The sequence below is a fragment of the Paenibacillus sp. ISL-20 genome (genome assembly GCF_018613005.1).
GTDB lineage: Bacteria > Bacillota > Bacilli > Paenibacillales > Paenibacillaceae > Paenibacillus_AQ.
The window spans coordinates 130,054-149,746 of the sequence record NZ_JAGGRD010000064.1; the positions used below are offsets into that span (position 1 = coordinate 130,054).

General features: G+C 45.3%; 18 protein-coding genes. 6 read left to right on the top strand and 12 right to left on the bottom strand.

Annotation, left to right across the window (positions count from 1 at the left end; all coding sequences use genetic code 11):
• Positions 1 to 110 precede the first annotated feature (110 nt).
• The 6 genes from J7E85_RS29760 to J7E85_RS29785 form a co-directional block, all read right to left on the bottom strand.
• The gene (locus tag J7E85_RS29760; protein WP_215163574.1) at positions 111 to 1,784 is read right to left on the bottom strand and encodes a type 2 periplasmic-binding domain-containing protein; all 1,674 of its coding nucleotides are present in this window, start codon (positions 1,782 to 1,784) and stop codon (positions 111 to 113) included.
• A gap of 128 nt (positions 1,785 to 1,912) precedes the next feature.
• Positions 1,913 to 2,794 carry a carbohydrate ABC transporter permease gene (locus tag J7E85_RS29765; protein ID WP_215163575.1) on the bottom strand — a complete coding sequence of 294 codons (882 nt, stop codon included), beginning with the start codon at positions 2,792 to 2,794 and terminating at the stop codon, positions 1,913 to 1,915.
• A gap of 31 nt (positions 2,795 to 2,825) precedes the next feature.
• Positions 2,826 to 3,815, bottom strand: coding sequence for an ABC transporter permease (locus J7E85_RS29770; protein ID WP_215163576.1), 990 nt, complete (start codon positions 3,813 to 3,815; stop codon positions 2,826 to 2,828).
• A gap of 332 nt (positions 3,816 to 4,147) precedes the next feature.
• On the bottom strand, positions 4,148 to 4,651 hold the full coding sequence (locus J7E85_RS29775) for an MgtC/SapB family protein (RefSeq protein ID WP_483311350.1): 504 nt from the start codon (positions 4,649 to 4,651) through the stop codon (positions 4,148 to 4,150).
• Between the two features lie 175 nt (positions 4,652 to 4,826).
• Positions 4,827 to 5,522, bottom strand: a complete 696-nt coding sequence (locus tag J7E85_RS29780) for a glycerophosphodiester phosphodiesterase family protein (protein ID WP_215163578.1) — start codon at positions 5,520 to 5,522, stop codon at positions 4,827 to 4,829.
• An 8-nt stretch (positions 5,523 to 5,530) separates the two neighbouring features.
• On the bottom strand, positions 5,531 to 5,680 hold the full coding sequence (locus tag J7E85_RS29785; RefSeq protein WP_215163579.1) for a hypothetical protein: 150 nt from the start codon (positions 5,678 to 5,680) through the stop codon (positions 5,531 to 5,533).
• Between the two features lie 252 nt (positions 5,681 to 5,932).
• On the opposite strand from J7E85_RS29785, the gene J7E85_RS29790 reads away from it, so the two are divergent.
• The 5 genes from J7E85_RS29790 (at position 5,933) to J7E85_RS29810 (ending at position 13,667) form a co-directional block, all read left to right on the top strand.
• Positions 5,933 to 8,110 (top strand): extracellular solute-binding protein, encoded by a 2,178-nt coding sequence (locus J7E85_RS29790; RefSeq protein WP_215163581.1) that lies wholly within the window; start codon positions 5,933 to 5,935, stop codon positions 8,108 to 8,110.
• Positions 8,111 to 8,305: 195 nt separating this feature from the next.
• Complete coding sequence (locus tag J7E85_RS29795; protein ID WP_215163582.1) at positions 8,306 to 9,361, top strand: extracellular solute-binding protein; 1,056 nt, start codon at positions 8,306 to 8,308, stop codon at positions 9,359 to 9,361.
• 131 nt (positions 9,362 to 9,492) lie between these two features.
• A complete protein-coding gene (locus tag J7E85_RS29800; RefSeq protein WP_215163583.1) occupies positions 9,493 to 10,506 on the top strand; it encodes an ABC transporter ATP-binding protein in 1,014 nt (337 codons plus the stop codon).
• Positions 10,507 to 10,526: 20 nt separating this feature from the next.
• Positions 10,527 to 12,236: an ABC transporter permease gene (locus J7E85_RS29805; protein ID WP_215163585.1), complete on the top strand. Its 1,710-nt coding sequence runs from the start codon at positions 10,527 to 10,529 to the stop codon at positions 12,234 to 12,236.
• A gap of 30 nt (positions 12,237 to 12,266) precedes the next feature.
• The gene (locus tag J7E85_RS29810) at positions 12,267 to 13,667 is read left to right on the top strand and encodes a glycerophosphodiester phosphodiesterase family protein (RefSeq protein WP_215163587.1); all 1,401 of its coding nucleotides are present in this window, start codon (positions 12,267 to 12,269) and stop codon (positions 13,665 to 13,667) included.
• Between the two features lie 272 nt (positions 13,668 to 13,939).
• On the opposite strand, the gene J7E85_RS29815 is transcribed toward J7E85_RS29810, so the two are convergent.
• The 6 genes from J7E85_RS29815 to J7E85_RS29840 all read right to left on the bottom strand — a co-directional run bounded on the left by J7E85_RS29815 (position 13,940) and on the right by J7E85_RS29840 (position 18,686).
• Complete coding sequence (locus J7E85_RS29815) at positions 13,940 to 14,113, bottom strand: hypothetical protein (RefSeq protein ID WP_179090623.1); 174 nt, start codon at positions 14,111 to 14,113, stop codon at positions 13,940 to 13,942.
• Between the two features lie 188 nt (positions 14,114 to 14,301).
• A complete protein-coding gene (locus tag J7E85_RS29820) occupies positions 14,302 to 14,538 on the bottom strand; it encodes a cold-shock protein (protein WP_215163589.1) in 237 nt (78 codons plus the stop codon).
• Positions 14,539 to 14,634: 96 nt separating this feature from the next.
• Positions 14,635 to 14,835 (bottom strand): cold-shock protein CspD, encoded by a 201-nt coding sequence (gene cspD, locus J7E85_RS29825; RefSeq protein ID WP_006207896.1) that lies wholly within the window; start codon positions 14,833 to 14,835, stop codon positions 14,635 to 14,637.
• Between the two features lie 304 nt (positions 14,836 to 15,139).
• Positions 15,140 to 15,604 carry a pyridoxamine 5'-phosphate oxidase family protein gene (locus J7E85_RS29830; protein ID WP_215163590.1) on the bottom strand — a complete coding sequence of 155 codons (465 nt, stop codon included), beginning with the start codon at positions 15,602 to 15,604 and terminating at the stop codon, positions 15,140 to 15,142.
• Positions 15,605 to 15,624: 20 nt separating this feature from the next.
• Positions 15,625 to 17,274 (bottom strand): cellulase family glycosylhydrolase, encoded by a 1,650-nt coding sequence (locus J7E85_RS29835; protein ID WP_215163591.1) that lies wholly within the window; start codon positions 17,272 to 17,274, stop codon positions 15,625 to 15,627.
• A gap of 230 nt (positions 17,275 to 17,504) precedes the next feature.
• Positions 17,505 to 18,686, bottom strand: coding sequence for an acyltransferase (locus J7E85_RS29840; protein ID WP_215163592.1), 1,182 nt, complete (start codon positions 18,684 to 18,686; stop codon positions 17,505 to 17,507).
• Between the two features lie 147 nt (positions 18,687 to 18,833).
• Here J7E85_RS29840 and J7E85_RS29845 point away from each other — a divergent pair, with 147 nt between their 5' ends.
• Positions 18,834 to 19,607, top strand: a complete 774-nt coding sequence (locus J7E85_RS29845) for an amino acid ABC transporter ATP-binding protein (RefSeq protein ID WP_285228858.1) — start codon at positions 18,834 to 18,836, stop codon at positions 19,605 to 19,607.
• Positions 19,608 to 19,693: the final 86 nt, after the last annotated feature.

Below are 19,693 nucleotides of genomic sequence, written 5' to 3' on the forward strand. Positions count from 1 at the left end.
ATACCCTCCTATATTAGCTCGTGATGCGACAAAAGGCACCCTATTTCGACAAAATCGATAATAGGGTACCTTGAGTCTTCATTTTGTTCATCCGCCTGAGCGGATCATCCTTACTTCAAGAATTCCTCAAGCTTCTTCACGTTCTCTTCGTATTCCTTCTGTCTGTATTCCTGCACTTTCGCAAATCCCAGCGATTCACGCTTCGCTTGGTAATCGTTCCAAATCTGATCGAACTCGGCATCCGTTTTGGCAAAGATCAGCTTCGGCAGGATTTTGCCCCACTCGTTCATTACCTTATCGTTAATGATGCCTTCCTCGGAGCTTGCATCCGGATCCAGTTGATCGAATTGCGAGAAGCTCTGAGTCTTGCCGCGGGTCCAATCTTCCAATTGCTTAAACGGTTCTACGGCCGGAGGCGCCCAAGCCTGCGTCACGTTGTTATCCATCATCATCCAGAAGGTATGGGATGCTCCATACTTCTTGTCGAATGCGCCGCGGTCGCTGTTCAACAGCTCTGCAACCTCTGGCAGGAACTGGTCTTTGCCATCGATCGTATCCCATGTCACGCCTTTCTCGCCAAGGTAAGTATCACGCTGACCTTCTTCGGATATCAGGTAATCCAGGAAGCGAATGGCACGCGCTTTGTCTTTTACGTTTTTGGAGATCAGGGTTACCGTCCAGCCGGAGATCGAAGGACCCGACAGCGTCGGCTGATCCAGATTGGTGTTAGCCGGCCCATCCACCGCGATGTAGACGGAATTCGGATCGTTTGCAAACAGGGCGTTCTGTTGGTTCGCCATATCGCTGCGTTGATACAGCATCGCGAAATAACGGCCCTGGGCCATTTTTTCTTCCATCTGCGGACGTTTATCCACGAAAATATCCTTAGACATCAATCCCTTTTCATTAGCAAGACGCAAGGTTTTCAACCATTTTACATATTCCGGATCTGTTGTACGGTCATTAAATTTCCCGTCTTTATCCTGTGGAATGGCAAGGAAGTTCTGCAGGTAACCCTCCAAAGAGCTGTTTCCTTTTTCATGGAAATCATGCAACCCAAACGGAATGAGCGGCTGCCCGTTCACATCCGGGAACATTTTCTTGGCGTCCTCAAGCGCTTTCAGGAACCCTTCCGGTGTGCGCATATTCGGGCTTCCCAGTGCCTCATACATGTCTTTGCGTACCAAGAACGTTTGATTCGATGTGATGTTGTCGCCAAACTTCTCATAGTCCTTCGGTGATGAGGAGGCATTCGGATAACCGTAAATGTTACCATCATCCTTGGTGTACCATGACACTTTCGCAGGGTCCGTTACCTTATAGAAATACGGATCATATTGATCAGCCAATTCGTTCAGCGGCAGGACCAGATCGCCTTCAATCATCTTTTTGACAGCGTCTTCATACCACCCTAGCGTAATAAAATCTGGCAATGTACCGGAAGCGATCATCGTATTCATCTTCTCAGCTTCGTTCCCCGCTGGTATTATCAGGTTAAGATTAACCCCCGTCTTTTTGGTTACGTATTGAGAAGTAATGTCCTCACCCCATTTGTTCGGGAACCAGGCAAAGTTGATGTACCAGTCAAATGTAATCGGGGAGGTGTCGACTTCCCATCCCGGCTGATCCTGTGTCAATTTTACTTCTTCTGCCGGCTTTTCTTCCCCTTTTTCTTTTTCCGACGCGCCGCTATTATCACCGCCGGACGAGCATGCTGTTGTAAAGGCCATGACCAGTGCGAACATCAACAACAGAAGGCTCTTTGGCTTAAGCATCTTGCTCATGTGTTTACCCCTTTTCTTATTTAAAAATATGATTATATAGAACTCCCGCCAAATTAGGCAAGAGAAGCTACCTGTAAGAACTTCCCCTCCCCCCGGGAGAGGAAAGCTGCATGATCAGAGACCGAGAATTAACCTTTAATGGAGCCGATCATCATTCCTTTGACGAAGTACCGCTGCAGAAACGGATAGACAAATACGATCGGCGCCGTCGTTACGACCATGGTCGCCATTTTGATCGATTGGGAGGTGACCGTCTTGGCAACGCCGCCCGGAACCTGAGCCATCATCTGATTGGAGCTGGATTGTGCGACGACTTTATACAGGTACGTCTGGATCGGCTGCAAATCCGTATTGTTGATGTAGATGACGCCGGTGAAATAGTCATTCCACTGGAACACCCCATGAAACAACGCGATTGTCGCGATAACCGGCATCGATACCGGCAGCACAACCCGGAGGAAGATCGACCAGTCGTTGGCCCCGTCAATCTTCGCCGCCTCCTCCAGACCGTCCGGGATTTCCCGGAAGAAGGTCATAAAGATGATGAGATCAAAGAAACTGAACATAAACGGAATAATGTACACCAGGAAGCTGTCGAGCATATTCAAATCCTTGATTAACAGATAGGTTGGAATCAGTCCGCCGGTGAAAAAGATCGTTACTGTTCCGAGCAGAATATAGAGTTTGCCGCCGATGAGACCCCTCCGCGAAAATGCATAAGCGACCATGGCGGTGAAGAGGACGTGAATGAACACGCCGATCACGGTTTTGGTTACGGTAATGCCCATCGCCGTCATAATGCCGGAACTCTGGAACACTGCACTGAAGTTCTCGAGGCTGAACATCCGCGGCCACCAGTAGATTCCTCCGCGCATGGCGTCCTGCCCGTCATTGAAGGCATTTACTAGCACGTACCAGATCGGGTAGATCGTCAGAAAGCATACGATCAGCATGCCGAAATTATTGAATATATCGAAGAAGGCTTCGCCTTTGGTTCTGCGTTTAAACATGGATTATTCGTCTCCCTTCTTGCTGGTCTCGCTAGAATAGTGATGTGTCGTTCAGTTTTTTGGTCACCTTGTTCGCGATCAACAGCAGGATAATCGCAATGACGGACTTGAACAATGAAACGGCTTGCGCGTAGGAGTATCGTCCGTTCTGCATCCCAGTGTGGTATACGAAAATATCGATGACGTTGCTCGCGCTTTCGTTCAGCGTGTTTCGGAGCACCAAAATCTGATCGAAGTTGGAGTTCAGCACACCACCAACCGCAAGAATGAAGAGAATGGATATGGTCGATTTAATACTGGGAAGGGTGATGTACCACATCTTCTGAAACCGACCTGCTCCATCAATCGTCGACGCCTCGTACATTTCAGGCGAAATGCTGGCAATGGCCGCCAGATAGATAATCGCGGACCACCCAAGCTCCTTCCATATATCCGAAGTGATAATAATTCCCCAGAAGTATTTCGGTTCGGCCAGATAGGTGATCGGCTCATCGATGATATGCAGAGCCAGCAAGAGATTGTTGATAATCCCGATATCCGCAAGCCAGGTCATCAGAATGCCGCCCAGAATGACCCATGACAAGAAGTGCGGCAAATAAGAAATCGTCTGAATGGTCCTCTTGTAGCGAACGGACCGGATCTCGTTCAGAAAGAGTGCAAAAATGATCGGAAGCGGAAATCCGATAAACAGCTTCAGCAAGCTGATCCCGAGCGTGTTCCGCATCACGTTCGTAAAGTCCTCGTCTGAGAAAAACTCCTTGAAATGCTCTAGTCCAACCCATGGAGCTTCGCTGATGGACTTCACGATATTGAATTCTTTAAATGCAATGATGACACCGTACATCGGAATGTAGTTAAAGATGATCATCCACGCAACGCCGAGCAGCGCCATTATTTGGAGATGCCGTTGGCCGTAGAGCTTTCTGAGCCATCTTTTTCTGTCAAGCTTCTTCTGTACAGAAGGCTCCATTGCGGGACCGACACCGGTTTCGGAAACATCGGCATGAAGTTGATTTTGCATGGTTATGACCTCCAGGTAGTTGCGTTACTGTGTAAACCCTTTCAATCTCTATATATTTTATTGTAGTTTGTTCTACCATGTTGTGTAAGGGTTCAGATTTCGTATCTTGGTCACCATTTTTCGGGTACGGATAAATAGAATTGACATTTCGCCATAAATAAACCCCTGCTGTAGGCATTGCTCTGATCCCTCGGAGGAGGCTCTGAGCGATACCGTAGTACAGAGATGTGCTGAAAGTGATAGCAAAAAGAGGCGCGAACTGCGGATGAGTATCCGCGTGTTCACGCCTTTTATATGAAACAATCATTCGTCATCGGATTTAAATAGAATATTCAATCAAAATGGATGTCATGATCATGGTGATGATCTATTACTTTATTTCGCTCCAATAAGCGTCCCAAGCTGGAAAAGAATAACGAGACGATGATTGCAAAGATAACAATAGAATAAAACCCCGCTCCTATTCCAATTCCAACGCCGCCAGCAAAAAGTATCATCGCAGCTGAAGTAAGACCCTTAACCTTTAAACCATCCTTCAGTATCATTCCTGCTCCTAAAAAACCTAAACCTGATACAATTTGAGCAGCAAGTCTCATCGGGTCCATCACTTTACCGCTGTTATAGACGCTTAATGTTTCTGCGCTTTGAATAGATATGATGGTGATCAGCGTACAGGCCGCACAAACATACGTATATGTTTTTACACCTGCGGGTTTATTTTTGAAGGAACGGTCCAAACCAATGATGAAACCTAAGGCAGCGCTTACAATTACTCGGACAAACATACTTCCAAATCCATCAATATAGTTAGAATAGATATATTCGATAATTTGCAATTTGCATTTTGACCCCCTTCTAACTTCTTAGTAGTAATGTTAATGAAGACACAAACAAAATCAGGCTGTCGAGAACGTCTCGACAGCTGGATTTATTGCAAGAGAGGTACCCTATCCGGCAGGCACCAATTATATTGTGCATATTATTCCCAGCTCTCTATCTGGAGCCGGTACACTATTGTTGTCTGTCGCTTCGATAGGCAGACAATAATGCAGGCCAGTCGGTCTGAATGATATCAATGTTCTTATCAAACAAACGTCCCCATCCCAAAGCTGGATCTTGTATGATCGACGTATTGTCATCATATTTAGCAAATAATATTTTCTCATCATCCAAGACGATAGCATTTGCCCAAATAAATAAATCTTTGCTTTTGAGATTTGAAATCGTCTCATCCTGGAATAAGGGATGAGTCTCACTGTCAGCTATCAGTTCCATTCCTACTAAGTTAATATTGGTGTATTCCAGCACCGTTTTGATATCATTTTCCGAATGAATAATAGGCATAAACATATACTTACTCGGATAATCATTCAGATACTCCAATTGCTCCAGAATCACGGGTCCTTTTAATAGAATTTGTTCCATCATTTGATGCTGATCCAGTGCAGGGAGCAATTCGGACCATATGTCCCATGCCCGGTCAATGTTAATAAGCACGTCTCCTTTAAACGCAGTTAACACATCAGCAAGACGCTCCACCTTATAATTGCTTACATGCCCGATGGCATTCCGGAATTGCAAACTGTCGATTTTGGCGGAATCCATCGTTTTAATATTGTTGGATTCATTCAATAGCCTCTTTTCCTGCCCGTCATGAAATGTATATAAAACTCCATCCGTTGATTTGATGACATCCACTTCCAACATATCTCCGTTTAGCTGGATGGCAGCTTTATGGCAGGGATCGTGTTCTCGATAATATGCGCCCCCGGACTGCCCCGGTGAACGGCAATTAAAACCCCTTTTTCTTCAAGCTTTTGATTTAATAAAGAGTTAATCGTACGATATTTCATCTGTCCAATCATGATACTTCCTCCCGCCTCTTGTCGTTTGGTACATGGCTGAGATTAATACTAGCACCAATTATTGGAACGTGTCAATTATATTGCATTCCGGTAAATTCGACAATACAATAAGCTGAATCGTCTCTGATCAATAAATGTACAGTTTGATGTTGGCGATTTATAATGATGGAATAACGGTCAATTTAAACATGATGCACATAGCGGTTTGCAGTGAATTTATCAGATACAAAAATGATATTTTTGGGGGGTATTATGAGTAAGCCTACACTAAAAGATATTGCGAAAGCAGCGGGAGTATCTCATGGCACGGTTTCCAACGTGCTTAACGGCAAGGGAAATGTGAGTATCAAGAAGATGCAGCTTGTCGAAGAAGTAGCCCAAAAATTAGGCTACAAAATTAACTATACAGCTAAAACTTTGCGTTCGGGCTATACCAACGCGATAGCACTTGTTCTGCCGGGAATTGATTCCGAAGAATATGTCCAAATGTATGAAGGACTTGATAAAACATTAACCAAACTGGGTTACCGCACCCATCTGTATACAACCTATGATCTGCAGCACAGTGAAAAAGATATACTAAAAGAGATTGCGGCTGAACGGGTAACAGGCATAGTCACCATCTCATGCTTAAATAATGCGGACTATTACTATAAGGAATTAAGCCTTCCGAAAGAAAATATTATTTTTGTTAATCGGAAGATTAAAAATGCAAAAAAATTTATTTCATTCGATTTTGCCGAAGCGGGCAAGGAAATAAATGAATATCTATTATCAAAAAACTGTGAATCAATCGGTGTCTTTGCTGACCAGCTTCAATACGAACAACCGTTTGTCGAGCTCATCATCGGCGATTTAAATCCAGATCAGGTGAAATACGTCCACTCTCCTTATAACCAATGCTATAGCAAAGCCTTTGAATTTTTCGAAGGTGAGCCGATGGATATCATTATTACAACGAGTTTAAGTAAAGCAAATATGATTAAAAAAGCCAGCTTTTGGGGCTCTGCCCACCACACGCCGCTTATCCTATGTTTAGCTCCTACCCAGTCCATCTTTGACGATAAAATTATAAAGTATGAGCAAAACTATCACCTGCTGGGAAGCAGAATCGCGGATTTATTAGTGAATCAAGTAAATAGTAATCAAAAAATGGCTAATGTAATTACCTTTAAAAACAATGGGATAGCTAAATTAGAGTCCTATAGTAAACCGGATACTAAAAATAAGCTGACCATGCTGACCATTCCAAGTCCGACAACGGATGCGTTAAAAAGATTGTTGCCGAACTTCGAGAAAATGACCGGTATTGCGGTAGAACTGACGGTTAAACCGTATGAAGAGATCTATCAAAACTTGGCAAATTCAGTGAATCATCAGGATTATGACATTATCCGAATGGATATGGCCTGGTTATCATGGTTTGGAAAAGACGTATTTCTGCCCTTAGACCAACTCGACCGCAGCCTTGATAGAATCATTAGTGAATACCCCGGCCACATAAAAAGCAACTATTCAGAAATCCATGGAGTATCCTACGCTCTTCCCTTTGACCCAAGCGTTCAAATGCTGTTTTACCGTAAAGACATATTTGAAGATCAAAAAATTAAACGGATGTATTTTGAAAAATACAAAAAACATTTAGAACTGCCTGAAGACTATGATTCTTATAATGAATTAATGAATTTTTTTACAGGACCCTCTTTTAAAAACCCATCCATAAAGTATGGTTCCAGCACGATACTGGGGAGATCAGAAATTATAGCTTCTGAGTTTCTAACCCGATATTATGCGCTGAAGGGAAAGCTATTGAATAGCCAAGGGGAAGTTACACTTGACTTCGAGAAGGCTGTAAAGGCAGTGAATAACTACCTGAATATGGTCAATCTGTCGCAAAGGATTGATGATACTTGGTGGGGCGAAGCCGTGAACCGTTTTGCCAGAGGAGAAACGGCTATGATTCTCGGATTTATGAACCATCTCTCTCGCATAGCCCATAGCGATATTGGTACATTAATTGGCTTTAGTCCAGTGCCTGGAAACAAGCCGCTCCTTGGCGGCGGAGTTGTTGGAATAACGAAGGATAGCCATAAAATAAGTGAAGCTGTCAGTTTCTTAAATTGGGTGAACGAAACAGAAACCGCTGAACAAATAACACTATTGGGCGGAACTTCCGCCAACCAGAAATTATATGAAAACAGAACGATCTGCATGCTTTATCCTTGGCTAGAGGGCGCGATTAAAGCAAACTCAAACGGGATAAGAGATACGGTAACGAGAGACGGCAGAAGATTAAATACAAGAACCATTGAACAAATCATAGGTAAATCAATAAAAGAAATATTGAATAATGAAGTGGATATCGAGACGGGCGTCCAGAATATTAACAACGATCTAGCAGAATCCAAGGAAAAAATAATAAGAGTTTAAAAAAATCCGCAGCCTTCAAGGCTGCGGATTTTTACATAAAAATAAAGCTTTTATTGACATGTTTGAAAACGCTTAATATAATTGGTGAAAATGACACGTTCCAAAAAAATAAACAGAAAGGAAAAGTAACCTCAATTTACATGCTCCCGTTCATCTCAATACCTGTACTAAGAAAACCATAAAAGGTGGGTAAACATGATTAAAAAGAGAGGCTTTTTATTTGTTTTAACAGCGATTCTTGCTTTCAACCTAGTTGGATGCGGCAGTACTTCAAATGGTGAATCAAGCTCCAAAAAGAAATCACTTGTTGTTTATTCAAACTCTGTTTCGGACGGAAGAGGCGAATGGTTAAAGAAAAAAGCTGCGGAAAACGGATTTGATATCCAAATCGTTGACGGTGGCGGCGGCGAAATCGCCAATCGCTTAGTTGCTGAGAAGAACAATCCAATTGCAGACGTTATTTTCGGATTGAACACCATGGAGTTTGTGAACCTTAAAAATCAAGAGCTGCTTGAGCAGCACAAACCAGCTTGGGCTTCACAAGTTACGGAAGGCTTAAATGACACGGACGGCTATTATCATTCTATTGTTAAGCAGGCCATTCTGCTCATTTACAACTCCGAATTATATGATGAGAACACGGCTCCCAAGGATTGGACCGATTTGTGGAAAAACAAAGAATTTCATTCCAAGTACAGCGCACCTAAGAGTCTTGGAGGAGGAACAAATAGAGCTGTCATAGCCGGTATTCTGGTGCGGTATCAGGATCCGAATGGTGAGTATGGTATATCCGAAGAAGGTTGGAAGGAAATCGGAGAATTTTTTAAATATGGATACTATTTGCCTGAAGGCGAGGATTTTTACGCAAATTTAGCCAATGGAAAATCTCCGATAGGTCCTATGTGGTCCAGCGGTATTGCAACGCGCGAGAAAGATTTTGGTGTTAAAGCGGGAATCGTTAAGCCACAGATCGGTGTCCCTTATGTTGTAGAACAAGTTGCGATTATCAAGGGATCTAAGAAGTTTGAAGCAGCGAAGGAATTTGTCGACTGGTTCGGCAGCGCAGAGGTCCAAACGGAATGGTCGATGGAATTCTCAAGTATGCCTGCAAATGAAGAAGCCCTCAAGAATACTTCGCAAGACATCAAAGACTTGGAAAAGTCGTTAAGCCAACAAGAGATTGACTGGTCTTTTGTAGCTAAGAATATTAATCAATGGGCAGAAAAAATTGAATTAGAGCTTTTACCATAATTCATAACGTATGCATCTTTCAGATAGATTGGACTGAAGAAAAGACGGATTGTTCCAAACTTTAGTTCAATCTATACAGATGCATTATTTTTTTCGGTTTTTTGCAAAAAGGCATAAGGGAGAGCGAATTCATGATCGAATTTAAAGACGTTGAAATTAAATATGGTGACTTTGTCGCTATGAAAAATTTAAACCTGCAGGTTAAAGAAGGTGAATTTTTCACGCTTCTCGGACCATCCGGATGTGGTAAGACAACAACCTTAAGAAGTCTCGTCGGATTTATTAACCCTTCCAGTGGCGTTATTTATGTGGACGGTAAAAACATTACCAACCTTCCGGTTGAAAAAAGAGGAATAAGCATGGTGTTTCAAAGTTATGCATTATTTCCTACCATGAACGTTTATGAGAATATCGCATTCGGATTGAAAGTGAACAAGCTGTCAAAAGCACAAATCGACGCCGAAGTAAGGGATATTGCCCGAAAAGTGGATTTGAGTGACGAACAGTTAGTTAAAAAGGTATCTGAATTATCAGGGGGACAGCAGCAGCGGGTCGCGATTGCAAGGGCATTAGTATTAAAGCCAAGCATCTTAGTTCTGGATGAACCTCTTTCAAATCTGGATGCGGGGTTACGGGTTCAACTAAGAAGAGAGTTGAAGAAGATTCAACAGCAATTTGGGATTACTTCAATCTATGTTACGCATGATCAAGAAGAAGCCCTTACCTTATCCGACCGGATCGCTGTATTTAATAAGGGTATTGTCGAGCAGGTTGGAACACCTTTTGATATTTATAATAAATCCGCAACGGAATTTGTATGCAATTTTATTGGAGATATCAACAGACTGGATGCATCGATATTAGGTAAAATCAAGGCCCAATTCGGGAATACGCTTGATTTATCAAAAGTCGGATATTTAAGAACAGAAAGAGTTCACTCGTACATAAAAAACACGGACACGAGCTTTGCCAGATTAAAAGCTCAAGTTACAGATGTTGAATATTATGGACTCTATACGAAATATACGTTAAACGTAGACGGAGCCTTTATTAAAAATATAGAAAAAGATGATGGAATTACGAAATATGAAACCGGTGATGAAATCGATATTTTTATAAATCCTAATGACATCTTGCAATACTAGGTAGGGGGTGATTCTTTATTATGATTAGAGCGAAAAGCACAAAAAGTTATTTTCCAGGCAGAATGGCCGGTTTCATCGTAGCTGTTGTATTAATTTGGTTTATTCTCGCATTCCTCCTCTACCCTAACTTGAATCTGCTCAAGTTGACTTTTTTTGCGGATGGAAATTTTACGTTGGAACCCTTTGAAAAATTGCTTAATTCCGAAAGAGCTCTGAGAAGTTTACTTCATAGTTTTGTTTTGGCGATTTCGCTTGTTGTTACTGTAAATATTATCGGAATCTTTTTAGTGCTCGTCATTAATTACTTTGATATCGCCGGTGCCAAAATATTGCGATTGGGCTACTTCACAACCCTCATATACAGCGGGGTTGTACTGGTATCCGGGTACAAGTTTATCTACGGAGAGCAAGGAATCATAACTAAGTTTCTCGTCGGTATCTTCCCTGATTTTAACACGGCGTGGTTTCACGGATACGGTGCTGTCCTGTTTGTTATGACATTTGCATGTACGTCAAATCATGTTATCTTCTTGTCCAATGCGATCCGAAAAATAGACTATCAAACTATAGAAGCGGCCAGAAATATGGGGGCTTCCACGTTTTATATTTTAAGAAGAGTCGTGCTTCCTGTACTAAAGCCAAGTATATTTGCTATAACTATTTTGCTCTTCCTTACTGGTCTGGGCGCTACCTCTGCTCCTTTGATCCTAGGAGGTAAAGAGTTCCAAACGATCACACCTATGATTCTGTCTTTTGCTCAAAGTGTGACATCCCGAGATATCGCAGCATTACTCGCAATCATTTTAGGAGCCTCCACCTTAATATTGTTAACATTTATGACCAGGATGGAAAAAAAAGGGAACTTTATTTCCGTTTCCAAAGTGAAGTCCGAAATTCAAAAACAGAGAATCAATAACAAGTTTCTAAATATTGCAGCGCATGCCATTGCATACGTACTGTTCATTATTTATATCCTCCCGATCGTGTTTATCGTCATTTTTTCCTTTACCGATACTTACAGCATCTCTACAGCCACTTTGTCATTGAGCCATTTTACATTTGACAACTATATCGCATTGTTTACTAACGCCGAGTCACTTAAACCGTATCTGGTCAGTGTTTTCTATTCAGCGGTATCCGCCCTACTGGTGGTTGTTCTCATACTGGTTGTTTCCCGGATTATTCATAAATATAACAATAAATTCTCAACAGCACTGGAGTATTCCATGTTGATTCCATGGCTGCTGCCATCCACGCTTATTGCACTTGGACTCATCAGCACGTATGATACACCCCGACTATTGATGGGCAATCAGGTGCTGACAGGATCCATATGGATGCTGCTGTTCGCGTATGTGATCGTTCAAATCCCGTTTACGCTTAGAATGCTCAAAGCTGCATTTTTCACAATTGACAGTTCATTGGAAGAAGCAGCAAAAAGTTTAGGGGCTGGAGCGTTTTATACCTTTATACGGGTCCTCCTTCCGATCATATTGCCTTCGACATTAGCCGTACTAGCACTGAACTTTAATGGACATCTGTCTGACTATGACTTAACGGTATTTCTTTACCATCCGTTATTCCAGCCTTTAGGTATCATCATTAAAAATAGTACAGACCCACAGGCAAGCGGTGATGCAAGAGCGCTTACCCTCATTTATTCAGTTATCCTGATGATCATATCATCAATAACACTCTATTTTGTTTATGGAAGAAAGTCGCAAAGCTAAGGAAATACAAAATTAGGAGGCTGGATAATAATGAAGCTAACAAAATGTATGTTGGCAGGTTTAATCGCTTTTGCCCTCTCGCAAGTGAATGTGATACAACCCGTCAGTGCCGAGTCTGTTTACACTCACTCCACAAGTTACAGCAAGTCCTTTCAACAGATTCATGCAAATTTGCTGGACCACAGCAAAAATGCACCTCTGATGATCACAGCACACCGCGGACAGTGGCTTGATTACCCGGAGAACTCACTCAGTGCAATCAATGAAGCGATCAAGGACGGAGCGGACATTATTGAAATCGATGTTCAGCTTACTTCCGACAGTGTGCCCGTCCTCATGCACGACGAAACGGTCGACCGTACCACGAATGGCACAGGCAAAGTCAGCGACTTTACGTTCGCCCAAATCCAGAATCTTCAGCTGAAGGAGGGACTTGGTGGAAAAACCGCAGCCCTGACTGAGCATAGAATTCCAACGCTTGAGGAAGCCATGTATATCGCAAAGAACCGTGCTATCGTAAACCTGGATAAAGGATGGAATATTCGAGAGGACATATATAAGATTCTCGTCCAAACCGGCACGGTTGACCATGGTCTCTTCAAAAACAGCCCGACTGTCGAAGAGGCTGCTGAATTTATGGAGAAGGACCCGGAGATTCTTTACATGCACAATATTAAAGAAAAGAATGCCGGCACAGTAGGTACCTTCCCGGGACGCCAGCCGGTAGCCTATGAGGTCGTCTTTGGTAAATTGACTGATCCCCAAATTTCACCCGAGAAAGTGCGCCAAATCCAGCAGCACAGCAGGATCTTTGTCAATGTAATGTGGAGTGGTCTTGCGGCTGTCTACACGGACGAAGCGAGTTTGATTGATGAGAATCTCGGATGGAAGGCAGTAACCGAGCTTGGAGCAAATATCCTGCAAACTGACAATGTCGAGGCTATGTATTACTGGCGTGCCGGGGGTAACTTGAAGGATTGGGAGAGTCAAATGGGCAACCGTACAGTCCGGGTCCAGGCTGAGGATTACTTGCCAGGGGGGCAGGGGGTCGGATACTATGACACCGATTCGGACCGCTGCGACACCACTGCCATAGATTTGATCGATGTCTGCAATATTGAGGGCGCGACAGCTGTAAGGTATAACATGACGGATGAATGGGCCAAATATGAAGTGAATATTAGTGAATCCGGTGTTTATCAAATTGCGGGACGGGTCTCTGCTGACGCAACACCAGCCGGAACGATTATGTTCGATTGGAACGGACAGTCCGGCAAGCCAATTTCGCTGAAAAATACGACCCATAAGCGTGCCTTCGAGCTTCAGGAATGGGAGTTACGATACTTGGAGAAGGGCAAACATACTTTCGTTATCCATGTAACTTCCCCTGGCTCTTACAATCTGGATTATATTCAATTTGATCTGCAATAGTTAACAAAGCATTAAGATAAATCCCCAAAAGTGAGACGGCTGTTTCTCTACTTAACAGGAGAACGGCAGTCTCATTTTTTTCTTTGTCTTCGTAAGCAGCGATAAAGCTCTCCTTAGTCTATAGATGAAACAAAAAAAGCATGAACAGCAGCCTCCATAGCTGCCATTCATGCCTTCCCTCTTGCTAACGATCTTTCGCCACAAGCGATCCCTTGGATCGTCGCGGCGGCGTTTATCGTTTATATCCTCAAGTATATCAAACGGTTCCCCAGTTATTCCCCTTTGTCTTCCTCACGTTGTTCCTGTTTGCTTTCGTGTTCCTGTTGGTATTTCTCACGCATCAGCTTTTGCATGATGAATTTCTCCTGATCGTTCAAGCCGCCTTGGTTATCCTGGCTGATCATGTTGTCAATGTTTCGCTTCAGTACCTCGGTTTGCGTGTTCAATACATTTCACTCCTTCGAATTTTGCGTCCCTTATTGCTGTAAATCATTCTGAATGAGAATGAAAGGGTACACGTATTACTAACCATTCTCCTTCCAATGAAACAGAAATAGACGGATTTACCATAAAATCCGAAGGTAGCTTCAAGAAGAATTTGTGTTTGCCCAGCGCTTTCTCTAGGTATTAGCTGCTATTTGCGCTCGATCTGAATCCCCTTACCCAGAGATTTCTGTTGTTTATTGGTATTAACTAGCTGCGGCAGGCTTCTCGTTTCCTTGACCATAGGGGATTGACACAAATGGCATACTGGTTCCGTGTCGAACGCAAAATCGTCCCGCATCCACCCTTTGCAGTCTTCCTTCGTGCATGCCCACACTTCCGTTATTTCTTCAGGAATACTCTCCATCGAGTTTTTACGCGAATACATGAACGCTCCTCCTTATTCTCGTCTTAGAAAATAGAAACGCCGTATAAAAGAAAACTGCCCTTAATGTCACACATTAAGGGCAGTCTTCAATTGTAATTACAATTTAACAACGTTCTCAGCTTGTGGTCCACGGTTTCCTTCAACGATGTTGAATTCAACGCGTTGGCCTTCGTCAAGCGTTTTGAAGCCGTCGCCTTGGATCGCGCTGAAGTGAACGAATACATCGTTACCGCCTTCAACTTCGATGAAACCAAAGCCCTTTTCAGCATTAAACCATTTAACAGTTCCTGTTTGCATGGGGGAATCCTCCTTGATATATATTTACATGACCTTTTTTCTTCGCAGACGGAATAAAAAAATTCACATATTGCACAAGGTTATCAGAAATGACAACCCTCTACAATATGTGAATTCAGGTCGATTTCGATATTCATATCTTAACACATTTTACTGCCGATAGCAAATACCAATACAAAAGATTCTGCGGAAAAATTAAAGGTTTTATCTTCGGCATCATTCCGATTAGTCACGAGCAGGCATATACAACTCCCGGCATATGCCGGGAGCTAGATCTTGAGCAGGTTTTTTACGCCGTAAACGTTTACTTTCGCAATTCCTCCAGCGTTTCCTTCCAGCGCTGCAAGACTTCATCCGGGTCGTGCAGCTGAAACTTCACGGCCGATTTAATATCCGCATACTTCGCGATATCCTCGCGAACAGCCACTACCTCGGCCTCAAAACGCTGCAGCGGATGCCGGGCATCCGACAGATCGGGAAGCCCTAGAAGACGCAGCCGAACATAATGGGCCGCTCCATCATGAATCGCCACCAACGTACCCTGTCCGGACCGAAGAAGATTGCCAGTCGTAGTCGTCCCCTGCCATAACGCAAGTCGTAGCCGGTTCCGGTCTAAGGCCAAAACCTCCCCCACACTGAGCATGGCCGTATGCGGCCATCCATCTTCCGTTGCGCTCAATAGCATCATCGCTTCGTGCTGTTTCGATTCCAGATTACTTCCATCCAGCCATTGGTACAGCCCTTCCGATATTGCGGCCTGTTCCGTCATAATGCCATCTCCCCTTCAACTTATAAATTTAAACGCGCTTCGGTAAATTCCAGCCAATCCAGCTCGATTCGGCCCTTATTCACCATGAACACCAGATCCACAGGGCCTTCCACAATCGGCATAGCATCAGCCACCCTATGGATGCGCCACTGTCCTTCGCCAGAGTCCGACAAGGAGATAAGTTCAGGCTCCCGATCCCCGATCTGGAGCATCAAATCCACCGTCCCCTCGGGAATGCGTCCCCGAATGTCCAGATGAAAAATGTCTGCGGAAGCGCAATTCGCATTATAAGCGAGCCAATCTCCCTCCCGGAGCTGCACGCATACCAGGTTATCCTCTATCCATGGCTTGCCGCCTTCCGGAGCGTAGCTTGGTTTCTCCACCTTGCCCGTCATCATCCGCATCGGAACACCGTCATGAACCCGGAACCCGATATCCTGACTGGCCTTCGTCTCAATATGATAAGAGACACCCTCACCCCGATATCCGTAAAACTCTGCCGGAATCTGAATGGGCAGCCGGCGCAGCAATGACCGGGATACGTTCGGATAAGCATCGCAGGCTGCCAGTGGAAGATGATCCAGATACTCGCCCAGAATCGCTTCCGCTTCGACTGGAGAGGGCTTCTCTCCGCCTTCCAGGTAACCCGTCAGCTTCTCCCAGCCTTCCGGCATGCGGATCGAGAACGGCGAGTTTTGAGTGTTCATCTTCTTCCAGGTCCAGAAGTTCCAGGATATGTTATGATCCTCGAACAACCGGAATGCGCCCGTATACCACTGCGGGTTGTTCTCGCCGCCTTCACCCATGAAGATCGGCACATTCCATTCTTCGCGAAGATCCAGATACTTCTGAATGCTCTCCGTGTCGGGATTATTCCAGTACTTATGGAACTGCAGCATCAGGTTATCGTCAAATTTCTCGTCGAAAATGCTCCAGTCGGTTGACCAGTGGACACCTTCCAAAATGATCATATGGCGCTTGTCCACTTCGCGTATAGCCGCGGTGATTTCCTTATACAGCGGCATCACCTGGTCATGATACTCGCTGAACCAGTCAGGCAGCGGCTCGTTAAGCAGGTCGTAAGCGGCCACGATCCACTCGTCTTTATAGCGTTCCGCCAGCATACGCCACAGCGCCACGGTTCGCTCCATATTCAGCCGATCTGTGAACAGCTCCGGCAAATCCCGCTCGGAATCATCGATATTCGCGCCGGTCTGTCCGCCTGGCGCGCCATGCAAATCCAGAATAACATACAGCGAATACGCCCTGCACCAATCGATCACCTGATCGATGAGTTTCAGATGGCCTTCGTGATATACAAAAGGCGGCTGCTGTCCTTCCGTCATCATAAACCTGGCATTGATCGGCACCCGGATGGAGTTAAAGCCCTCGGCAGCGATCTGCCGGATATCGGCTTCCGCGATATAGCGCTCGTAATAGGTTTCCCAAAAAGCCGCCGCCTTTTCCTCACCGATCAGATCCCTAACCATGCCTTCGATGCGCCGAGGTCGGTCTCCTTGCTCCGGCATCTTCCACATGTACCCTTCCGGCAGCAGCCAGCTGCCAAGCCCGACTCCCTGCAGCAGAATTTCCTGACCATCTCCATTAACTATGCGTTTGCCGTCAGCCTTTATGAAACCGTTTACCAAGGAATCTCTGCTATCCTTCATATTGGCACTCCCTCGCTTTTCATGTCTGTAACGAATGTAATTGACCTGTACTTAGCAACGTCTTCGTAACACCCACAGACCGAGTATCCAACCAAATATAGCATGACATCCCAGGTGATAAGCCTCATTCCGAAAATCAGGGAATCATTCTGAAATATCGCCACCCGGGCAAATTCAAAAGAAAAGACGCTCTCCTCTTTTGAGGATTGCGCCTTTTCCACTTATCGAACTTACGATGATGCCTCCGTAACCGGCTGGGCCGGAACAGGGGGACTTGGTGATCTTTCCGTCCGCAAGCTGCCCGGCAATTTGCCGAAAAAGATCCAGGTCCAGCCCCCGAGACGGCTAATGCTGTAGACCACCACATACGAAACCGCCAGTGCGCAGACGAGCCCGCCGGCATACCAAGCCAGCATCAGCCAGGAATTCTCCGTCTGCGGAGGAAAGTCCCGATAGAAGAGCAGGACCAGCGGATGCACCAGATAAACGCCGAAGGAATACACCCCGAGCCGTCTGAATCCGTTCAACCACCATACCCTCCTATTCCCGAATACCAGCGCGACCTGGAGCATGACCAGGGCGGTGGTTAACGTATGCACATTCCAGAAGGCATCGTAGAGCAGCGGGTGATATTCCGTCCCTAGCAGCCGCTGATTGTATCGAAGGCCGATATGTACCAGCGCGGCGCCCAGCCATACCGCCCAGAGCGCGACCCAGCCCAGCTTGCGCAGCGCCGGTCTTGCGGCATGCTGGACTGAAGTCAGCCAATCCTTAACCCGGTCATAATAAATGCCGATCCATGCCCCGAGAAAATAATACGACAGAAACGACAGCGACCAGCTGTTCCGGTTCGTTACGTCCCACCAGGCATCATTGCCGATATAGAACACCCACTGCAGTACAATGCCGACCAACACGCAGACCGCCGCGAAGCCGCGGAATCGCTTCAGCAGCATCAGCACGAGCGGGAACAGCAGATAGAACTGGATGTTAATGAAGATGAAATATAAGTGTGTGTAGGATTTCCCCGTCGCCAACTTGGGCCAGAAGCTCTCCAGCATTGCCGCCAGATCGGATTCACCCCCGCGATGATACCAGGCCACCGTAAAGAATAACACCGAGAACAGCAGATACGGCACCAGAATATACATCAGCCGGTTCTTGAAGAACCGTGCCAAGTCACGGCCTTTGAACGGGCGGTGATAATAGTTATAGAACAGCACAAAGCTGCTCAGAAATATGAAAGTCGTCGTTCCAACCTTCGAGAATATGTTCAAGAAGTTATACAAGCCAAAAAAATCGTCCCCGCGCATCTGAACTGTGGCGAACGACGTCGCATGCACCATCAGCACACCCATCATCGCAAAGCCCCGTACCAGGTCGATTTCGGTTATTTTTACACGTTTATTCATGTGGCCTCCTTCATATGAATACGCCCCTTATTATATCTCACTCCCCACCGCTTGGATACTAAATTTTCCTAAAAGTGGTATGGAACAAGCTCCCTTTGCCATACCAGTGTAAAAAGGGCCTGGCACCAAGACAGGTCACAAGCTTACATGCATGCAAGCGTCCAATTCGAAATGAATAGGAGGGGATTTCTACTGATTGAATTTAGCCGCGTCAACAAATTTTTCGGAACCTTCCATGTTCTGAAAGAAATCGACCTAACCATTTCCCAGGGGGAAGTCGTTGTCATCGTTGGACCTTCCGGCTCCGGTAAAAGCACGCTGCTGCGGTGTATCAATCGGCTCGAAAGCATTACGGATGGCGAACTTGTCGTGAATGGCGTCAAGCTGCATAACCGAAAGATCGACATCAATACATTCAGGCGGGATATCGGGATGGTCTTCCAGCATTTCAACCTGTACCCGCACAAAAAGGTGATCGACAACATCATTCTCGCACCCATGAAGGTGCTGGGGATGTCCAAAGCGGAAGCGACGGAAAAAGCGATGACGTACCTGCAGCGAGTCGGAATAGCGGACAAAGCCGACAGCTATCCTTCCCAGCTCTCGGGTGGTCAGCAGCAGCGGGTGGCGATTGCCCGCGGATTGACCATGAACCCGAAGATCATGCTGTTTGATGAACCAACGTCAGCACTCGACCCGGAGATGATCGGCGAAGTGCTGGATGTCATGCGTTCACTCGCTCATCAAGGCATGACTATGGCCGTGGTTACCCATGAGATGGGTTTCGCCCGCGAAGCCGCGGATCGAATCGTCTTTATGGACGAAGGCCGGATTATCGAGGATACGCCCGCCTCCGATTTTTTCGACCAGCCGCGGGAAGAGAGAGCACGGGCGTTCCTGAGCCGCCTGCTGCATCACTAACCCGGACTTGGTGCGTAGGGGCGGAAAAGGAATTTCGCTTTGCTTTTTAGGATTGTCATGATGGCTGCTGCAAGAGACAAGGAGTC